General features: G+C 63.8%; 14 protein-coding genes and 1 riboswitch. All 14 genes read right to left on the bottom strand.

Annotated elements, in window-relative coordinates; all coding sequences use genetic code 11:
- Positions 1 to 106: 106 nt before the first annotated feature.
- Positions 107 to 892 carry a DUF1684 domain-containing protein gene (locus P0Y65_08275; protein ID WEK06228.1) on the bottom strand — a complete coding sequence of 262 codons (786 nt, stop codon included), beginning with the start codon at positions 890 to 892 and terminating at the stop codon, positions 107 to 109.
- On the bottom strand, positions 889 to 1,650 hold the full coding sequence (locus P0Y65_08270; GenBank protein ID WEK06227.1) for an ATP-binding cassette domain-containing protein: 762 nt from the start codon (positions 1,648 to 1,650) through the stop codon (positions 889 to 891). Before P0Y65_08270 ends, P0Y65_08275 begins: the two co-directional genes overlap by 4 nt.
- The gene (locus tag P0Y65_08265) at positions 1,647 to 2,456 is read right to left on the bottom strand and encodes an ABC transporter ATP-binding protein (protein WEK06226.1); all 810 of its coding nucleotides are present in this window, start codon (positions 2,454 to 2,456) and stop codon (positions 1,647 to 1,649) included. Before P0Y65_08265 ends, P0Y65_08270 begins: the two co-directional genes overlap by 4 nt.
- On the bottom strand, positions 2,453 to 3,304 hold the full coding sequence (locus tag P0Y65_08260) for an ABC transporter permease (GenBank protein WEK06225.1): 852 nt from the start codon (positions 3,302 to 3,304) through the stop codon (positions 2,453 to 2,455). The genes P0Y65_08265 and P0Y65_08260 overlap by 4 nt, the downstream gene beginning before the upstream one ends.
- Positions 3,301 to 4,248: an ABC transporter permease gene (locus tag P0Y65_08255; GenBank protein ID WEK06762.1), complete on the bottom strand. Its 948-nt coding sequence runs from the start codon at positions 4,246 to 4,248 to the stop codon at positions 3,301 to 3,303. The genes P0Y65_08260 and P0Y65_08255 overlap by 4 nt, the downstream gene beginning before the upstream one ends.
- A 124-nt stretch (positions 4,249 to 4,372) precedes the next feature.
- Positions 4,373 to 5,857 (bottom strand): ABC transporter substrate-binding protein, encoded by a 1,485-nt coding sequence (locus P0Y65_08250; protein WEK06224.1) that lies wholly within the window; start codon positions 5,855 to 5,857, stop codon positions 4,373 to 4,375.
- Between the two features lie 211 nt (positions 5,858 to 6,068).
- Entirely contained in the window at positions 6,069 to 7,892 is a 1,824-nt protein-coding gene (atzF, locus tag P0Y65_08245; GenBank protein WEK06223.1) for an allophanate hydrolase, read from the bottom strand.
- A complete protein-coding gene (gene uca, locus P0Y65_08240) occupies positions 7,893 to 11,411 on the bottom strand; it encodes an urea carboxylase (GenBank protein WEK06222.1) in 3,519 nt (1,172 codons plus the stop codon).
- 4 nt (positions 11,412 to 11,415) lie between these two features.
- On the bottom strand, positions 11,416 to 12,006 hold the full coding sequence (locus P0Y65_08235; protein WEK06221.1) for an urea carboxylase-associated family protein: 591 nt from the start codon (positions 12,004 to 12,006) through the stop codon (positions 11,416 to 11,418).
- 11 nt (positions 12,007 to 12,017) lie between these two features.
- Positions 12,018 to 12,818 carry a DUF1989 domain-containing protein gene (locus P0Y65_08230; protein ID WEK06220.1) on the bottom strand — a complete coding sequence of 267 codons (801 nt, stop codon included), beginning with the start codon at positions 12,816 to 12,818 and terminating at the stop codon, positions 12,018 to 12,020.
- The gene (locus P0Y65_08225; GenBank protein WEK06219.1) at positions 12,815 to 13,639 is read right to left on the bottom strand and encodes an ABC transporter ATP-binding protein; all 825 of its coding nucleotides are present in this window, start codon (positions 13,637 to 13,639) and stop codon (positions 12,815 to 12,817) included. The genes P0Y65_08230 and P0Y65_08225 overlap by 4 nt, the downstream gene beginning before the upstream one ends.
- Positions 13,639 to 14,454: an ABC transporter permease subunit gene (locus P0Y65_08220; protein WEK06218.1), complete on the bottom strand. Its 816-nt coding sequence runs from the start codon at positions 14,452 to 14,454 to the stop codon at positions 13,639 to 13,641. Before P0Y65_08220 ends, P0Y65_08225 begins: the two co-directional genes overlap by 1 nt.
- Before the next feature lie 48 nt (positions 14,455 to 14,502).
- Positions 14,503 to 15,576, bottom strand: coding sequence for a putative urea ABC transporter substrate-binding protein (locus P0Y65_08215; GenBank protein WEK06217.1), 1,074 nt, complete (start codon positions 15,574 to 15,576; stop codon positions 14,503 to 14,505).
- A gap of 74 nt (positions 15,577 to 15,650) precedes the next feature.
- A riboswitch (guanidine-I (ykkC/yxkD leader) is annotated at positions 15,651 to 15,758 on the bottom strand.
- Positions 15,759 to 15,906: 148 nt separating this feature from the next.
- Positions 15,907 to 16,596, bottom strand: coding sequence for a phosphoribosyltransferase (locus tag P0Y65_08210; GenBank protein ID WEK06216.1), 690 nt, complete (start codon positions 16,594 to 16,596; stop codon positions 15,907 to 15,909).
- Between the last annotated feature and the right edge of the window lie 29 nt (positions 16,597 to 16,625).

The following is a 16,625-nucleotide window of genomic DNA, read 5'->3' as shown; positions in this document are numbered from 1 at the left end:
CGCCGGAGAATTTATGTCTACCAATCTGGTCGGCTTTACCGGCAGGCGTGAAACAAAAGGGCCTGCAACGGAGTGCAGGCCCTAGCGCGGTCCGAACGGACAGAATTCAGTAGCCGGCAGGCTTCTTCTCGCCGGCCTCGATGCGGATCGGCAGCACATTCTCGGCCGGCGGCAGCGGGCAGACGGCGAACTCGGTATAGGCGCAGGGCGGGTTGATGGCCTTGTTGAAGTCGAGCACGATGGACCTGTCGGTGACATCCTCGCCAAAAACGAAACGACAGGCACCATAGGTTTCGGACTTCGCCGTCAGGTCGCGGATGACGAACTGCGGGCTTTCTTTGGTGCCATGGGTGGCGAGCAGCTCATAGGTCACGCCATCGCGCGTAAAGACCGCCTTGTGGGTCGCCTCCACTTCGGTGGGAATGGCTTTTGACGTTGTGATCGAGAGGCTTTTGGGAGCCTCCAGCGCGATCCATTCAGCCTCCACGCGCCAGCTCGGATCGAGCGGGAAGGAAACGATGGGGGCAAAATCCTCGGCGGCTTTCGACGCCGTGTCGCGGACACGCAGGGCGTTTTCGCCGTTGAGCGTCGTGACTTCGAGCAGCAGGTTCTCGGCAGTAAAGCGCGGCGGCTTGTATTTGGAGAGTTCGAGCTTGATCGGGGTGCCACCATCGGCCGGGGCATAGGTCACGCCGCCCGTCGCATCCTGGGTGATCGTACCGACATGGTCGGGACCGGTCGGGAGCAGGATATCATTGTCCGCAGCCTTGCCGACCTTCACCGTGCCTTCCGACAGCCAGTCGCGCGCGACGATATTGAGCCAGCCATCGGGCGCCTTGAGCGCGGCGAGGCGTCGGGTCTGCCAGTCGGCATAATCGGTTTCATAGCTCATGGCGTTTCTTCCTTGATCGAGAGGCGCGGCACGCTGGCCAGCAGGCGCTGCGTATAGGGATGCTGCGGATTGGCCAGCACGGAACGGGTCTCGCCCTGTTCCACAATGCGACCCTGTTCGAGAATGACGATGCGTTTGCACAGCGCGGCGACGACGCCGATGTCATGGGAGACGAACAGCAGGCTCATGCTTTCGCTGAGCCGCGCCAGCAGGTCGACGATGCGGATGCGGGTCGTCAGATCGAGCGCGCTCACCGCCTCGTCGGCGAGCAGCAGGCGCGGTCCGGCGACGATGGCGCGGGCAATGGCAATGCGCTGGCGCTGGCCGCCGGAGAATTGATGCGGATAGCGGGTGACGACGTCACGGGGCAGGCCAACGGCTTCGAGTGCATCGCCGATCATCCTGGGATGATCGCCCGCGACCTTCAGCGACCGCAGCGGCTCGGCAATGATGGCGCCGATGTTCTGGCGCGGGTCGAGCGAGGAATAGGGGTCCTGGAAGACCACTTGCGCCTGTTTGCGGAAGTCGCGCATGAAGGCACGGTTGGTGGGATCGAGCGTCTTGCCATCAAAGTGGATGCTGCCGCTGCCCGGCCTGGCGAGGCCCAGCAGCAGGCGCAGCAGCGTCGTCTTGCCGGAACCGGATTCCCCGACGAGGCCGATCGTGTCGCCGGGGGCGATGTCGAGCGAAACACCATTGAGGATGCGGCGCCCGGATGTATAGCCAAAGCTGACATTGTCGACGCGGATCAGGTTCATGACGTGCCCTCCAACGCAGTGTCCAGCCGCAACGCGGCAGCGAGCAGGCTTCTGGTGTAGTCGTGCTTCGGGTTGGCGAAAACGTCCGCCACGGGTCCAGCCTCTACCGCCACGCCCTGACGCAGCACCACCACCCGCTGCACCGTATTGGCGACAACGGGCAGGTCGTGGCTGATAAAGAGCAAAGCCATATCGCGCTCGCGCACGAGGCGATCCAGCAGGCCAAGGATTTCGGCCTGCGTGGTCACGTCCAGCGCCGTGGTCGGTTCGTCGGCAATGAGCAGGTCCGGCTTGCAGGCGAGAGCCATGGCAATGGCGATACGCTGGCGCTGCCCGCCGGATAGTTCATGCGGATAGGCGCGGGACAGCCGAGCCGGATCGGGCAGCGCGACATCGTCGAGCAGCGCAAGCACGGCCTTGTCCAGCGCGGCGCCAGTCAAGGGCTCTCCGTCGCGTCTTGCCCGACGCGCCAGCGGCTCCGCCACCTGCTTGCCGACGCGCATCAGCGGGTCGAGGGCGGTAAGCGGCTCCTGAAAGACGATGGCCACGGCGGTACCGCGCAGGCGGTTGAGATCGCTGTCGCTGGCGCCAATGACGGCCTGGCCTGCCAGCGTGACAGACCCTTCGGCGCTGAGACCGGTGGGCAGCAGGCCGGTGCTGGCCAGTGCAGTCAGCGACTTGCCCGAGCCGGATTCTCCAATCAGGCCAAGGCGTTCGCCTTTGGACAGACTGAAGGACAGGTCCGAGACCAGTATTGTATCGCCAGCATGGACGGTCAGGCCTTTAACATCGATAAGGGCGCTCATCGGGCCGACCTCGTTGGATCGATCCGCTCGCGCAGCCCGTCGGCCAGCAGGTTGACGCCAATGGCCAGGGAGACCAGCGCGATGCCGGGGGCGATGGCACCCAGTGGGGCGGTGTAGACCGTGCCCTGCGCCTCCTGCAGCATGCGGCCCCAGGAGGCATTGGGCGGCGGCGCACCGAGCCCGAGATAGGAGAGCGAGGCTTCGGCGATGACCGCAAGGCCGAACTGCAGCGCGAAATTGACCGACAGCGTCGGCCAGATATTGGGCAGGATGTGGATGGCGACGATCTTGGGCCAGGACGAGCCCGAGGTGCGGGCGGCGGTGATATAATCCATCACCAGGACGCGCTTGGCGAGAATGCGGGTGAGGCGCGCGACGATGGCCGAAAGTGCAATGCCCAGTGCTACCACTGCCGACCACAGGCTGGCGGTATCGCTCATGGCAACAACCAGCATGGCGATCAGCAGCGTCGGGAAGGCAATCAGAATATCGAGCGTGGCGGCCAGGGCATCGTCGAGCCATTTGCTGGCAAAGGCGGCCAGCATGCCCAAGCTCACGCCGATCACCGCACCAATGGCGACAGCGCCGATGCCGACGATGAGCGCAATGCGGCTGCCGATCATCAGCTGGGTAAAGAGATCACGGCCAAGCCGGTCGGTGCCGACCCAATGCAGCAGACTCGCGCCTTCGAGGCGCCCGCCGGTGAACGCATTGGGATCATAGGGCAGCCAGACCAGCGAGAGCAGGCCGACGAGGACATGCAGCCCGACGAGAATGGCGCCCGCCCACAGGGTGAGTGACTTTTTCGACTTGCGGCGCGGCGGCGCTGCTGCGGAAATGGTACTCATGCGCGCACCCCCACGCGGCCGCGCAAGCGCGGATCGATCAGGCGCTGCACCAGGTCGGCGGCAAAGCCGATCAACAGCACCAGCAGCGTCGAAATGAAGAGCACGCCCTGCACATTGGGATAATCGCGCTGCTGGATGGCCAGCAGCAGCATGGAGCCGAGCCCCGGCAGGCTGAACACCCGCTCAATGACCACGGCGCCGAGAAAGGTGCTCGCCAGCTCAATGCCGAGAATGGAAATCACCGGCACCGCGCCATTGCGCAATCCGTGCCGGATGAAGGCCTCGGGAAAGCTGGCGCCCAACGCCCGGGCGGTACGGATGAAGTCGCTGTTGACGACGTCGAGCGTCGCGGCGCGGACGTAGCGCAAGAGCGATGCGCCCATGACCAGGCCAATGGTCAGTGCCGGCAGCAGCATGCCGACCAGCGCCTCGCCGAAATTGCTCCAGCCTCGCAGCGGAAAACCGCCCGAGGGCAGCCAGCGCAGGTTGATGGAAAAGAGCGTCACGAGGAGTATGCCGACCCAGAAGACCGGAATGGCGATGCCCAGCTGCGAGACGACCGAAATCGCCGCGCCATACCATTTGTCCGAGCGTACCGCCGCGATGACGCCGAGCGGAATCGCCAGCAGCAGCGCGAGAATGAAGCCAAAGGCGGTCAGCGGCAGGGTCACCGACATGCGATTGCCGATTTCCTCGATCACCGAAGCACGGCTGACGAAGCTGGTGCCCAGATCAAGCCGCGCCAGATTGCCGATGAAGCCGGCAAATTGAGTGATCAGCGGCTGGTCAGACCCAACCTGCGCGCGCGCCGCAGCGATCTGCTGCTCGGTGGCGCCGACGCCCAGCAGCGCATTGGCCGGATCGCCCGGCAGCAGGCGCAGCAGCACGAAGAGCACCACGGCTGCAGCGAACAGCGAGGCAATCAGGATCAGCGTGCGGCGGATTGTATAGGCGAGAATGGCGGGGATTCCTTGTTGCCGGACGGATTTAGAATAACGACCCAGCAAAAGCAAAGCCACCGGCCCGAAGGCCGGTGGACACATTGTTCAAACGATCAAGCCAGAAGGCTTACTCGGCCTTTTCGATGTCGTAGGCGTAGAACTGCGAATTCAGCCCATTGACCGGGTAGCCGGTGACATTGGCGGCCGAAACCACGATCTGCGGGTAGAGGTAGAGCCAGTTGCTGGCAGCGTCTTCGGCAATGATCTCATTGGCCTGACGCAGCTTGTCGGTCTGTTCGTCTTCCGAACCGGCAGCTTCCGCATCGGCGACCAGTTGCACGACTTCAGGGTTGTTGTAGCCCCAATAGAAGTCCGGGTTGCCGTAGAAGACGATGTCGCGATGGTTGACATGTTCCTGCAGCGTCGCCTGGAAATCGTGGCTCTGGTAGACCTTGGTGTACCATTCATTGGCTGTGATGACGTTGATGTTCACCGTCACGCCGATCTTGGCATATTCGGTCTGCAGGAACTGCGCGACGATCGGATGCGGATCATAATCGGGCGTGTCGAGCGTGAACTCGAAGCCATCGGGATAGCCGGCCTCTGCCAGCAGCGCCTTGGCGCCTTCGACGTCATAGGCATCGACGCCGGTCAGGTCGACATACCATGGGTCGGTCGGCGGCACGAAGGAGCCGATCAGCGTGCCATAGTCACCCCAGATGGAGTTGAGGAGACGCGCCTTGTCGGTGGCGCGGGCCAGCGCCTTGCGCACCTGCACATTGTCGAAGGGGGCGACGCGGTCGTTATAGGCCAACAGTTCCTTGGTGGTGGAAGCGCCCTCGGTGACGGTGAAGCTGGAATTGCCGGAGAACTGGGCCAGCGAGTCCGGGCTCTGCACCGAGGTGATGATATCCACGGCATTGGTCAGCAGCGCATTGTTGAGCGCCGTCGCGTCGGTGAAATAGGTGTAGATCACCTCGCCATTGCTCGGCGCATCGCCCCAATAGCCATCGAAGCGCGAGAGGGCCAGGGCCGAACCGCGGCGCCATTCTTCCAGCGCATAGGGGCCGGTGCCGTCTTCGGCGGCGGTGATGTCAGTGGCAGCGTCGTTGACGATCCAGACATAGGACAGGTTGTAGGGCAGGGAGATCGAACGGGCCGACAGGGTAATGACCACGGTCGCATCATCAGGCGTTTCGATGCCGGTAATGGTCGAAAGGCTCTTCTTGCGCGAGCTCTTGGATTCTTCGGCAGTGACGCGCTCGATGGAATATTTCACATCGGCTGCCGTCAGCGGATCGCCGGAGTGGAAGGTGACGCCGGACTTGAGCTTGAACGTATAGGTCAAGCCATCTTCGCTGGCTTCATAGCTGTCGACGAGGGCCGGGTTCACCGAACCATCATCGGCCAGCTGGAACAGGGCTTCATACACATTGCCGTTGAAGGCCTCGTTGATGCCCTGGCCGGCGCCGGCAGTATTGTCGAGATTCTGCGGCTCGTAGAGCGACCCGATGCGGATCGTGGCATCGGGATTTGTTTCCTGCGCCTGGGTCACCGAGGCGTGGCTCACGCCGGTCAGCAGGATGGCGGCAAGGATAAGGGGCTTGTGCATAGTCGCTCCAGAAATTGAGTGGCGGCACACTAATCCCGCCAGCCAACTCAGCGCCACTCATCGCCTCGCGATTGGTTTCCAATTTCGAACGAGCTTGCAGCATTATGTTTCAGCCCGGCACTAAAAACGAAATCAGCGTCGAAAACGCCCGATCGCTCGCGTTCGGGCGATCAGACCGTCGGCTATCAGCGCGGTAAATCGGCTAAGCCAGCTACGCATGCTGCACCGCCGCATTGCGGGCAGCGATATAGTTTCGCCAGCCGCCGTGATGGGTAATGTCCTCGGCGCCCAACAGGGCATGAGCCTCGCACAGGAAGCCCGAAACCACCGAGCCATCCTCAAGGCTCACCTTGCCGATGCCGAGCGGCGCCGGAATGCGGGCCACGAATTGACCGAAGGCCGCCGGGGGCAGTTCCCACACGTCAACGGCAAGGCCCGAACCGGCAAAGCCGGGTTCGCGGATCAGGCCCGGCTTGGGCGGTGTCGTATTGGGCAGGGCGAACAGCCGATAGTCACCGGCGGTGCGGCAGGTCCGCAGCAGCCGGCCACCGGGACCTGTGAGCTCCTTGTTGAGCGGCATGCCGCTCAGATGTGCGCCGACCACGACAATCGGCACCATATCGCTGGCCGCGGGCTTCACCACGCTGGCCTCGGGTAGCGGGACGTCCTTGTCACGCCCCATGCCGCGCGCCAGCTTGCGATGGAGGGCATCGGCGAGCGGCGCCAGGGCGTCGTCGGTAAAGGCTGGCGCGACCAGGGTCACGCCGGCCGGCAGGTGATCCTTGCTGTCAAAGCCCACCGGCACGGCGATGGCGGCGCAGTCGAGCAGATTGACGAAATTGGTATAGCGGCCGAAATGCGAATTGAGGCGGATGGGATCGGCCTGCATGGCCGCAACGGTATAGGTGGTGGGAGAGGTGGGCAGCAGCAGCGCATCCGCCTTGGCCCATTCGGCCTCGGTCATCCGCCGCAATTCCTCCAGCCGATAGCGGCCCTTGAAGGCCTCCACGGCGGTCTTGCCCTCGGCGCCGCCAATGATGGCCCGCACCGTCGGATCAAAGTCATCGCCATTGCTGGCGAAGAACGCTTCCACAGCGGCAAGCCTCTCGGCCACCCACGGCCCTTCATAGAGCAGCGCGGCAGCCTCGCGGAACGGCGCATAGTCGAAGGGCACAATGGTAACGCCGAGCGAACGCATGGTCTCGATGGCCGTGTCGTAGAGCCGTTCCACCTCGACATTGCCGAAGAATTCCCGCTCGGCCCCCTCCAGCACGCCGACGCGCAGATCCGACGCGGGAAGACTGGCCCACTCGGCCCGGCGCGAGAAGGGATCGGCCGCGTCAAAGCCCTCGGCAATCTTGCGGATGGCCACGCCATCGCCGACCGTGCCGGCCAAAATGGTGACGCAATCGACACTGCGGCAGGCCGGAACCACGCCGGTGTTCGGCAGGAGGCCCGGTGTCGGCTTGATCCCGACCAGATTGTTGAACATGGCCGGCACGCGGCCCGAACCGGCGGTATCTGTGCCTAGTGCGAAAGTGGCAAACCCTGCCGCCACGGCGACTGCCGAGCCCGAACTGGAGCCGCCCGAGACATAGTCGGCATCGAACACCGAGCGCGGCGCGCCATAGGGCGAGCGGGTGCCGTTGAGGCCCGTGGCGAACTGGTCGAGATTGGTCTTGCCGATGACCAGCGCCCCGGCTGCGCGCAGCCGGGCGACGACACTGGCATCCGCCGCCGGATCATAGGCAAAGGCGGGGCAGGCGGCCGTGGTCGGCAGGCCTGCAACGTCGATATTGTCCTTGACCGCAAAGGGAATGCCCCAGAGCGGCAGGCTGTTGGGCTCGGGATGCGATGCCAGCAGGGCATCGGCCGCAGCCATAAGATCGGCGTCGCTGGTTGGCGTGATGAACACCGCCTTGTCGGGCCATGTATTGCGACGCTCGATGACGGCCTGCATGACATCGCGTGGCGTGACGCTGCCATTGGCATAGAGGGCTTTGAGCGTCGACAGATCGAGGATTGTGGGCAGCATTCAGATTTCCTCCAGCACGACGAGCACATCGCCGGTTCTGACGTTTTTTCCAGGCATGGCGCGCACTTCGCGCACCGTGCCGGCCGCATGGGCGGTGACGGTGATTTCCATTTTCATCGACTCGATGATGGCAACGGCGTCGCCCGCCGCGACCGAAACGCCGTCCTCGACAAGGATCTTCCAGATATTGCCCGGAATGCCGCTCGATACGCCAAAGCAGCCGGCCGGGATGTCACCCTCAATGGCACTGCTCGTCTCGTCGGCGACGAAACTGTCGAGACCCTCGGCCTTCCAGCGCTCGCGCTCGGCGTCAAATGCCGTCTGTTGCTGGGTCTTGAAGCGGAGGATGCTGTCCGCATTGGCTGCGAGGTCGCGGGCATAGTCGGCATAGGAGAATGTGGTCTCCTCGATACGCAGCGGATAGCCGCCATGCGGAAAGGCGGCACGGGCTTCGGTCAGCTCTTCATGGGTAACCGGGAAGAAGCGGATCTGGTCGAAACAGTTGAGCAGCCACGGTTTTCCGGACGTGAACGCGCGTGTCTGCCGCCAGGTGTTCCAGACCTGAATGGTGCGGCCGAACAGCTGATAGCCGCCCGGACCCTCCATGCCATAGACGCACATATAGGCGCCACCGATCCCGACGGCATTCTCCGGTGTCCAGGTGCGGGCGGGATTATATTTGGTGGTGACAAGACGATGGCGCGGATCCATCGGCGTCGCGACGGGCGCCCCGAGATAGACGTCGCCGAGCCCGAGCACGAGGTAGCTGGCGTCAAAGATCGTGCGCTTGACCGCCTCGATACTGTCCAACCCGTTGATGCGCCGGATGAATTCGATATTGTCCGGACACCAGGGCGCATTGGGTCGCACCAGCTCCTGATATTTCCGCATCGCCAGCTGGATATCCGGGTCATTCCACGACAGCGGCAGGTGCACGATCCGACTGGGCACCACCACATCCTCGGCTGCCGGCAGGCCCGCCTCGATTTCCTCCAGCAGCCCCAGCAGTTTGGATCGCGACAGCAGGCTGCTGTCATAGTGGATCTGCAGCGAACGGATGCCGGGTGTCAGATCGATGATTGCGCTGAGGTCAGCATTGTGCAGAGCCTGTTCCAGCAGATAAACGCGTAGCCTCAAGGCTATATCGAGCGACATCGGGCCGTATTCGACCAGCAGATTGTCATCTCCCTGGCGCCGATAGACCACCTCCACAGGTCCATCATCGCGCCGGCCGACGATCGCTGATCCGGATTCTATTGCCGGGCTGACAATGGGATCGTCGGGCCGCGCCACCGGGTGGAAGCGGATGGTGTCGCCGGGTTTGAACTGGCCCATCTTCCACAGCTCGTCGCGGGCGATAACGGCGGGGCAAACGAAGCCGCCCAGGCTGGGTCCATCGGGGCCGAGGATGATCGGCATGTCGCCGGTAAAATCAATGGCACCAATGGCATAGGCATTGTCATGCAGGTTGGACGGGTGGAGCCCCGCCTCGCCACCATCACTGCGCGCCCATTGTGGCGCAGGGCCGATCAGCCGGACCCCAGTGCGGGCACTGTTGAAATGGACCTCATAGTCCGTGCTGAACAGGGCATTTATATCGGAGACTCGAAAAAAATCAGGCGCGCCATGCGGGCCATAGAGCACGCCGACATCCCAATGCCGGGTCAGTGGCGCGGGCTCGCCAGCATGCTGGACGACTTCTTGTTCTGTGCGGGCCAGATGCAGCACGTCCCCGGTTTTGAGCGTCCCGGTGGCATGTCCGCCGAATTGTCCGAGCCCAAACGTCGCCCGCGAGCCCAGAACCAAGGGCGCAGCAAAACCGCCGGCGACGGCGAGATAGCTCCGCTGTCCCGCCCCCTCGATCGAGCCGATGCTGAGGGTCTGACCGGCTTCGACATTGACGGCAGTGTTGTGCGGTACAACGACGCCATCGAGCGTCATCGGCATATGGGCGCCCGACAGGGCGATCGTCACTGGCGCATGGAAGCGCAGCGTCGGGCCGGTAACGGTCAGCTCCAGCGCCGCCGTGACATCGGCATTGCCGACCAGCCGATTGGCGTGGCGGAAGCTATAGTCGTCCATCGGACCGCTGGGTGGCACGCCGACATGCCAGAGGCCGAGCCGCCCGGGCAGTTCCTGAAGGCTCGACTGCGCGCCGGGCGTGATGACTTCCACCACATCGGGGATGAAGGCAAAATCGCGCAGCGCCGTGGTCGCAACCTTGCCGCTGGCCAAAAGGTCCGAGGCAGCGATGGCGCGGAGATAGTCGAGATTGGTCTCGATGCCGGTAACCGAAGTGGCCTTGAGCGCCGCCCGCAAATTGGCGATGGCCGTCTGCCGGTCAGCGCCAGTGACGATGATCTTGGCCAGCATCGGATCATACCAGGAGGTAACTTCCGTTCCCGTCTCGATCCAGCCATCGACACGGACATGGCCGGGGAATTTCACCTCCGTCAGCAGGCCAGCACTTGGGCGGAAATTGGCATGCGGAATTTCGGCATAGAGGCGAACCTCGATGGCAGCCGCTTGTGGCGCCAGCGGGCCCGCCTTGGCGATCGGGTTTTCGCCGGCTGCCTGGCGGATCATCCATTCGACAAGATCGATGCCGAACACTTCCTCGGTAACCGGGTGCTCCACCTGCAGGCGCGTATTGACCTCGAGGAAGTAAAAGTCCTCGCGAACAGGGTCGTAGATGAATTCCACCGTGCCGGCCGAGGTGTAGCGGACGGCAGAACCGAGATCCACAGCCGCCTTGTGCAACCGGGTCCGGACTGCGTCGGAGAGGCCCGGCGCCGGTGTTTCCTCGATCACCTTCTGGTTACGGCGCTGCAGCGAGCAGTCGCGTTCACCCAAGGCGATGACCTTGCCTTTTCCGTCGCCAAAGATCTGCACCTCGACATGCCGCGCATCGGCGACGAAGCGCTCGATATAGACCCGCGCATCGCCAAAGCTTGCCGTCGCCGTGCGCTGCACGCTGTCGAAGGCCGCGCCCAGCGCCGCGGCATCGGCACAAAGCTGCATGCCGATACCGCCGCCACCGGCCGTGCTCTTGAGCATGACGGGATAGCCGATGGTCGTCGCCGCCGTCAGAGCGTCTTCGACCGTTTCCAGCAGGCCCGTACCCGGCAATAGCGGCACGCCGCTGGAGCTGGCCAGTTCGCGCGCTGTGTGCTTGAGCCCGAAAGCCTCGATGTTATCCGGCGTCGGCCCGATGAAGACGATACCAGCCTCGGCCAGCCGCCGGGCGAAGCCAATATTTTCCGACAGGAACCCATAGCCGGGATGAACCGCCTCGGCGCCGGTCGCCTTGCAGGCGGCAATGACCGCCTCGACGTCGAGATAGCTGTCGCTGGCCGGTGCCGGGCCGAGCCGCCCCGCTTCGTCGGCCATGGACACCGCTTTGGTGAAGCGATCGGCATCGGAATAAACGGCGACGGAGGCAATGCCCATGCGCCGCAATGTCTTGATGATGCGCACGGCGATTTCGCCGCGATTGGCAATAAGGACCTTGCTGAACATGGGCTTAGTCCGAAATCACGACGCGGATCGGCGTCGGGTTGAAGCCATTGCAGGGATTGTTGACCTGCGGGCAGTTCGAAATGACGCAGAGCACATCCATCTCCGCGACCATCTCGACATAATCGCCCGGCTTCGAAAGGCCATCGACGATGGTCATCTGCCCTGATGGCTCGATCGGCACATTCATGAAGAAGTTGATATTGGGCACGACATCCCGCTTGGACATGCCGTGCTTGCTGACCTCCAGCACGAAGTTTTCGCGGCAGGCGTGGAGATATTTCGTGTCGTGGCCAAAGCGGACGGTATTGCTTTCGCAGGAGCAGGCGCCGGCCGAGGTATCGTGCCGGCCGCAGCTGTCGGCCGTGACGGTCAGCATGACATTGCCCTCATTGCTGACGATCTTCGTGCCAAGCCCGACATAGGCATTGCCATTGACGCGCAAGGTGTCCTGGCCGCTGTAGCGTTCGGAAAAGTCATCGGCCTTGTAGAACAGCGTATCGACGGCCTGCTGGCCCTCGCTGTCCACGATACGGATGGTCTGGCCCTTGCGAACCAGGCCGGACCAGGGCTTTTCGGCGGGAACGAGATAATCCATGGTCGCTCTCCTCAAGGCTGCTGCATCACGTTGTTTTCGAACCCCCGCACGGCCTCCGCCGTGGCAGTGCGACAGAGGTCGTCCGTCGCCACAGGCAGGCGGAAGCGCGTGACCGTGACCGGATTGGCGCCATAGACCGGCGCCGGATCGAGCGGGTGCGGGCAGTTGGACAGCGCCAAAGTCAGGTCCATCTCGGCGCGCAGTTCCACATAGTCGCCCTCGACCCGCAGCTCTTCGCGCCAGCCCAGCGCCCCATCGCCGTCGACGCGCACGGGCGCAAAGAAGGTGATGGCCGAGGGAATGTCGCGCCGGTCCAGCCCCAGCTTGCTGGCCACGATGACAAAATTGTCGCGAGTGTTGCGGTATTCGCCGAGATAACGGGCAGCGTTGGATGCCGCCGTCGACCCGCCGACCAGCGCGTCATGCGCCGTTGACGCAGCTTCGGTGACGGAGAACATCACCCGGCCCATGTCGCTGAACAGCACGCGACCCTTTTCCACGGCCGTAGTCCACTGCACCTTGACCGTGTCCGGCAGGTTGAGCCGTTCGGACGTGTCGGCAAGGCTCCAGGCGATCAGCGACACGGCGGAGGGGCCGGCATCCTGCGCAATGCGGATCGTCTCGCCCGCCTTGAGCGTGGTCGACCAGTACCAGCCAGCCGGAATGGTCTCGACATGGATTGGATCGGCAGTAGACGCAGCGGGCAGGACGCTGGCACCCGGTAGCGCCTTGGGCGCGTTCTGCAGACCCTTGCGCTGGTGTTCCTCGTAGCGGGCGCGGTCGGCGGCGATCTGTTCGGCAGTTCGGCTCATGGAGCGTCTCCCTGTGCAGGTGCCGGGTCGTCCCGGGTTAGGCCCAGGGGAATGACCGGGTCGTCCCGGTCGGGCTGGTAGATGGAGGGCTCGCCGGCAATGCGCGGCGGCCAGATGTCGATGTCGCGGCTGAGCAGCGCGCCATAGCGCTCGCGCTCTTCCGGCCGGTCGCGCGGCCGCTCGAAGGCGATGACGCGGGTACCCAGGGTAAAGGCCTCGCGCATGTCATGGGTGACCATGACGACGGTCAGTTGCGTCTCGTGCCAGAGGCGCTTCATCAGCACATGAATTTCAGCGCGTATGCCTGGATCGAGCGCTCCGAAAGGCTCGTCGAGCAGCAGCACGCGCGGCTTCATGATCAGCGCCTGGGCCAGGGCAAGCCGCTGCTGCATGCCGCCCGACAGCTGCGCCGGATATTTCTGCTCCGATCCGGCCAGACCCACATCGGCGATCAGCGCCATGGCCTCGTCCCGCGCATCGCGTCGCGCTGCCCCAAACAGTCGCGCTGCGACCGGGCTCCTGAACTCGCGGCCGAGCATGACATTGCCCAGTACCGTCAGATGCGGAAACACCGAATAGCGCTGGAACACCACGCCGCGATCCGGTCCCGGTTCGGCGGGCAAGGGCACGCCATCCATAGTGATGCTGCCCTGTGTCGGCGCTTCTTCGCCCAGCAGCATCTTGAGGAACGTGGTCTTGCCGCAGCCCGACGGACCGACCAGGGCGACGAAGGCGCGCGAAGCGATGGTCAGCGAGATTTTCTCGAGGACGATCTGGTCGCCATATTCCTTCCAGACATTGTCGAAGACGATTGTGCTCATCAGCGCGCCTCCAGGTTCGACCAAGGGAAGACGGCAATGCGCAGGCGATCGAGCGCGAAATTGGTCACAACGGCGAGCAGCGTGATCCACGCAACATAGGGAAAGATCACATCCATCGAGAGATAACGGCGCACGAGGAAGATGCGATAGCCCAGCCCGCTGTCGGCCGAGATGGCTTCGGCGGCGATGAGGAACAGCCAGGCTGGCCCAAGCTGCAGCCGCAGGCAGGTCAAAAGCCGCGGCAGGACCTGCGGCAGCACGACCCGCAAGCCGATCTGCCAGGAGGAGCCGCCCAGCGTTTCGGCCTTGGTGATCTGCTCCCGGGGCAGTTCCATGACTTTCAGCGCCAGGTCACGGATCATCGCGGGAGCCACGCCGATGACGATCAGCGTGATCTTGGCGGTTTCGCCCAGGCCCAGCACGATGAAGAGAATGGGCAACAGCGCCAGCGGCGGCACCATGGAAACGGTGGCGATGAAGGGCGCCAGCAGCGCCCGCACATAGGGCAGCATGCCCACCACCATGCCAAAGACCAGCGCGATCAGTGTCGAGATGCCGAGCGCCGAGAACAGCCGTGTGGCGCTGGCGGCGGTATCGGTCCACAGCAGATAGTCCCCGGTGCGCGGATCGGGCGTGAAGGCCATGCGATTGATCGCGTCGACCAGCGTCTGCAGCGCCGGCAGCAGCTTGTCGCTCGGGTTCTCGGCCAGCCGCGCCGCCGAGCCCAGGCCATAGGCGACGACCAGCAGGACGAAGGGCGCCAGCATCAGCAGCGTCGCGACGCCGGGCGAGGGTTTGGTATTGATCCAGCGCATGGAAAGCTCCGCCATGGCGGCTGGCGGCGAACCGCCGGCCTGTCTGACCTAGAGAGCGCCGTCGGCGGCGAGCTGCATGTATTCGGCGGTGAAGCGCAGCTTCACATTGGCCGCGTCGCCCAGCACCGTGCCATCGGGAAGTTCCACGCCGATGATATCGGCCGAAGGTGCACCGGAACCGAGCAGGCCCTTGTCGAACAGGAAGGTGCGCACCTTGTCCATGGTGGTGGAGAGATCAGGCGAGGTGGTGAAGGCAACCGCTTCGGCCGGCGTCGGGAAGAGTTTCGTCGCGGCGAGCTGGGCCTCGAAACCCGCCTGGTCGGTACCCGAGGCCACGCCCATGGCTTGACGCGCCGCGGCGCCCTCGGGCGTATCGGCGGTCATGATGGCCATGGTGTCATACCAGATGCCGGCCAGCGCCTTGCCGAAGTCGGGATTGGCTTCCAGCACCTCGCTATTGGCAACCATCATGTCGATGATCTCGCCGGGAATCTGCGCACTGTCGAAGACCTTCGTGGCATCGGGCAGGGCGAGGATTTCCGAGACCATCGGGTTCCAGGTGACCATGGCCGTGACATCGGCTGTCTGAAAGGCCCCGACCATGTCGGGATCGGAGGTATTGACCACATTGACGTCGCGCTCGGTCATCCCGACGCTTTCGAGCGCCCGGGCCAGCAGATAGTGCGACACGGAAAATTCCACGAGGTTCACCGGCTGGCCGGCAATGGCCGCCAGATCGGCGACACCCTTGAGGATGACTGCATCATTGCCGGCCGAAAAGTCGCCGATGATCACGGCAGTCGTGTCGACGCCGCCCGCTGCGGGAATGGACAGCCCATCCATATTGGTCAGCGTCACCGCATCATAGGCGCCCGCAGTATATTGGTTCATCGACTCCACATAGTCGTTGAACTGGGTGACCTCGATGGTGATGCCGTATTGGTCGGCCCATTTCTGCACGATGCCGGTATCGGCGGCATAGCCCCAGGGCATCCAGCCGACATAGATCGACCAGGCGACCTTGAAATCGGTCTTGGCCTGCGCCAGGGCAAGCGATGATGTGCCGGCGGCAATCGCGACCGCGAGTGTGGCTACCGTTGCGAATTTGGTCAGAAACGTCATCTCAATTCCCCTTTGCGTCAGTCACAAAAAGGGATTGGACGCAAAACCATCGTGCCAATCCCTTGGCTATCGAGGTCTCCCGGGCTTTTGTCCCGCCGTGCGTCCGAACGGATGTCTCCCGTACGGTGGTAGCTCTCGGACCAGTCGCGTCTTGCAACGCCGGAACCCTAGCTCCTTACTCGCCTTCTACCTAGCAAGCGCTGTGCCAACTATAAAAGCCAGTCTGGTCAATAGCTTGGCAGTTCCGCGATGGCGTGGCTGAACAAAATCTGGGCGGGCATGATCTAAATTTGGGCAATGCTGCAGCCCACGACAGCGAAGACTTGTCGACTACTCCGAGGCTTCGGGCAGCCAGTGTCCGGAGGGCGTCTTGCTCAGCCGCGGCGAGGCCAGCGGCGCTACGATCCGGTCGCGCCATGCGCCAAGGCCGTCCTGCCAGCGCGTGCCCTGCAGCATGGCAGCGCCGATGGCCACCGGCGTGATCCCGGCGGCGGTGAGCAGCGTCATAACCGCCAGCATGGAGGTGCCCGAGCTGATGACATCGTCGATCACGGCGACGCGTCGGCCCTCGAGCAGCGGCAGGGAGCGCGGGTCGAGGAAGATGGTCTTCTGCTGGTTCGGGCTGGTGATGGAGGACATCGGCGCCGAGAGCTCGTCGCGATACCAGAATTTGCGCGAGGTCCCGAGCGCTACCATCCGGTCATGGCCGAGCCGGCGCGCGACATTATTGGCCAGCGGCAGGCCAAGCGTTGGCACGCCGATGATGACCTCGGGCTCCAGCGGCGCCAGCAGGTCCGCCAACCCCTGGGACAGCGCATCCTCCACGGCAAAGCTGGCCTGGTTGATGATCAGCGAGGCGACCGCGCTCTGGCCGTCGCCGGGCAGCACACGGATCGGCAGCAGCAATTGCCGGCCATTGGGCAGGGTGGCGGGATAGCTGTCGGACCAGCCTTCGCGAGGCGCATCATGCGTGCCGGCGGGATCGAGCGTCTGCCAGAATTGGTGGGGGAGAAGGGGCAAAACCGGTTTCCTTGCTGGCCGTGGGCAAA

Origin of the sequence: Candidatus Devosia phytovorans (assembly GCA_029202405.1) — a bacterium.
GTDB classification, from domain to species: domain Bacteria; phylum Pseudomonadota; class Alphaproteobacteria; order Rhizobiales; family Devosiaceae; genus Devosia; species Devosia phytovorans.
The sequence above is the reverse complement of the archived record's forward strand: the minus strand, read 5'-3'. Positions and strand labels throughout refer to the sequence as shown.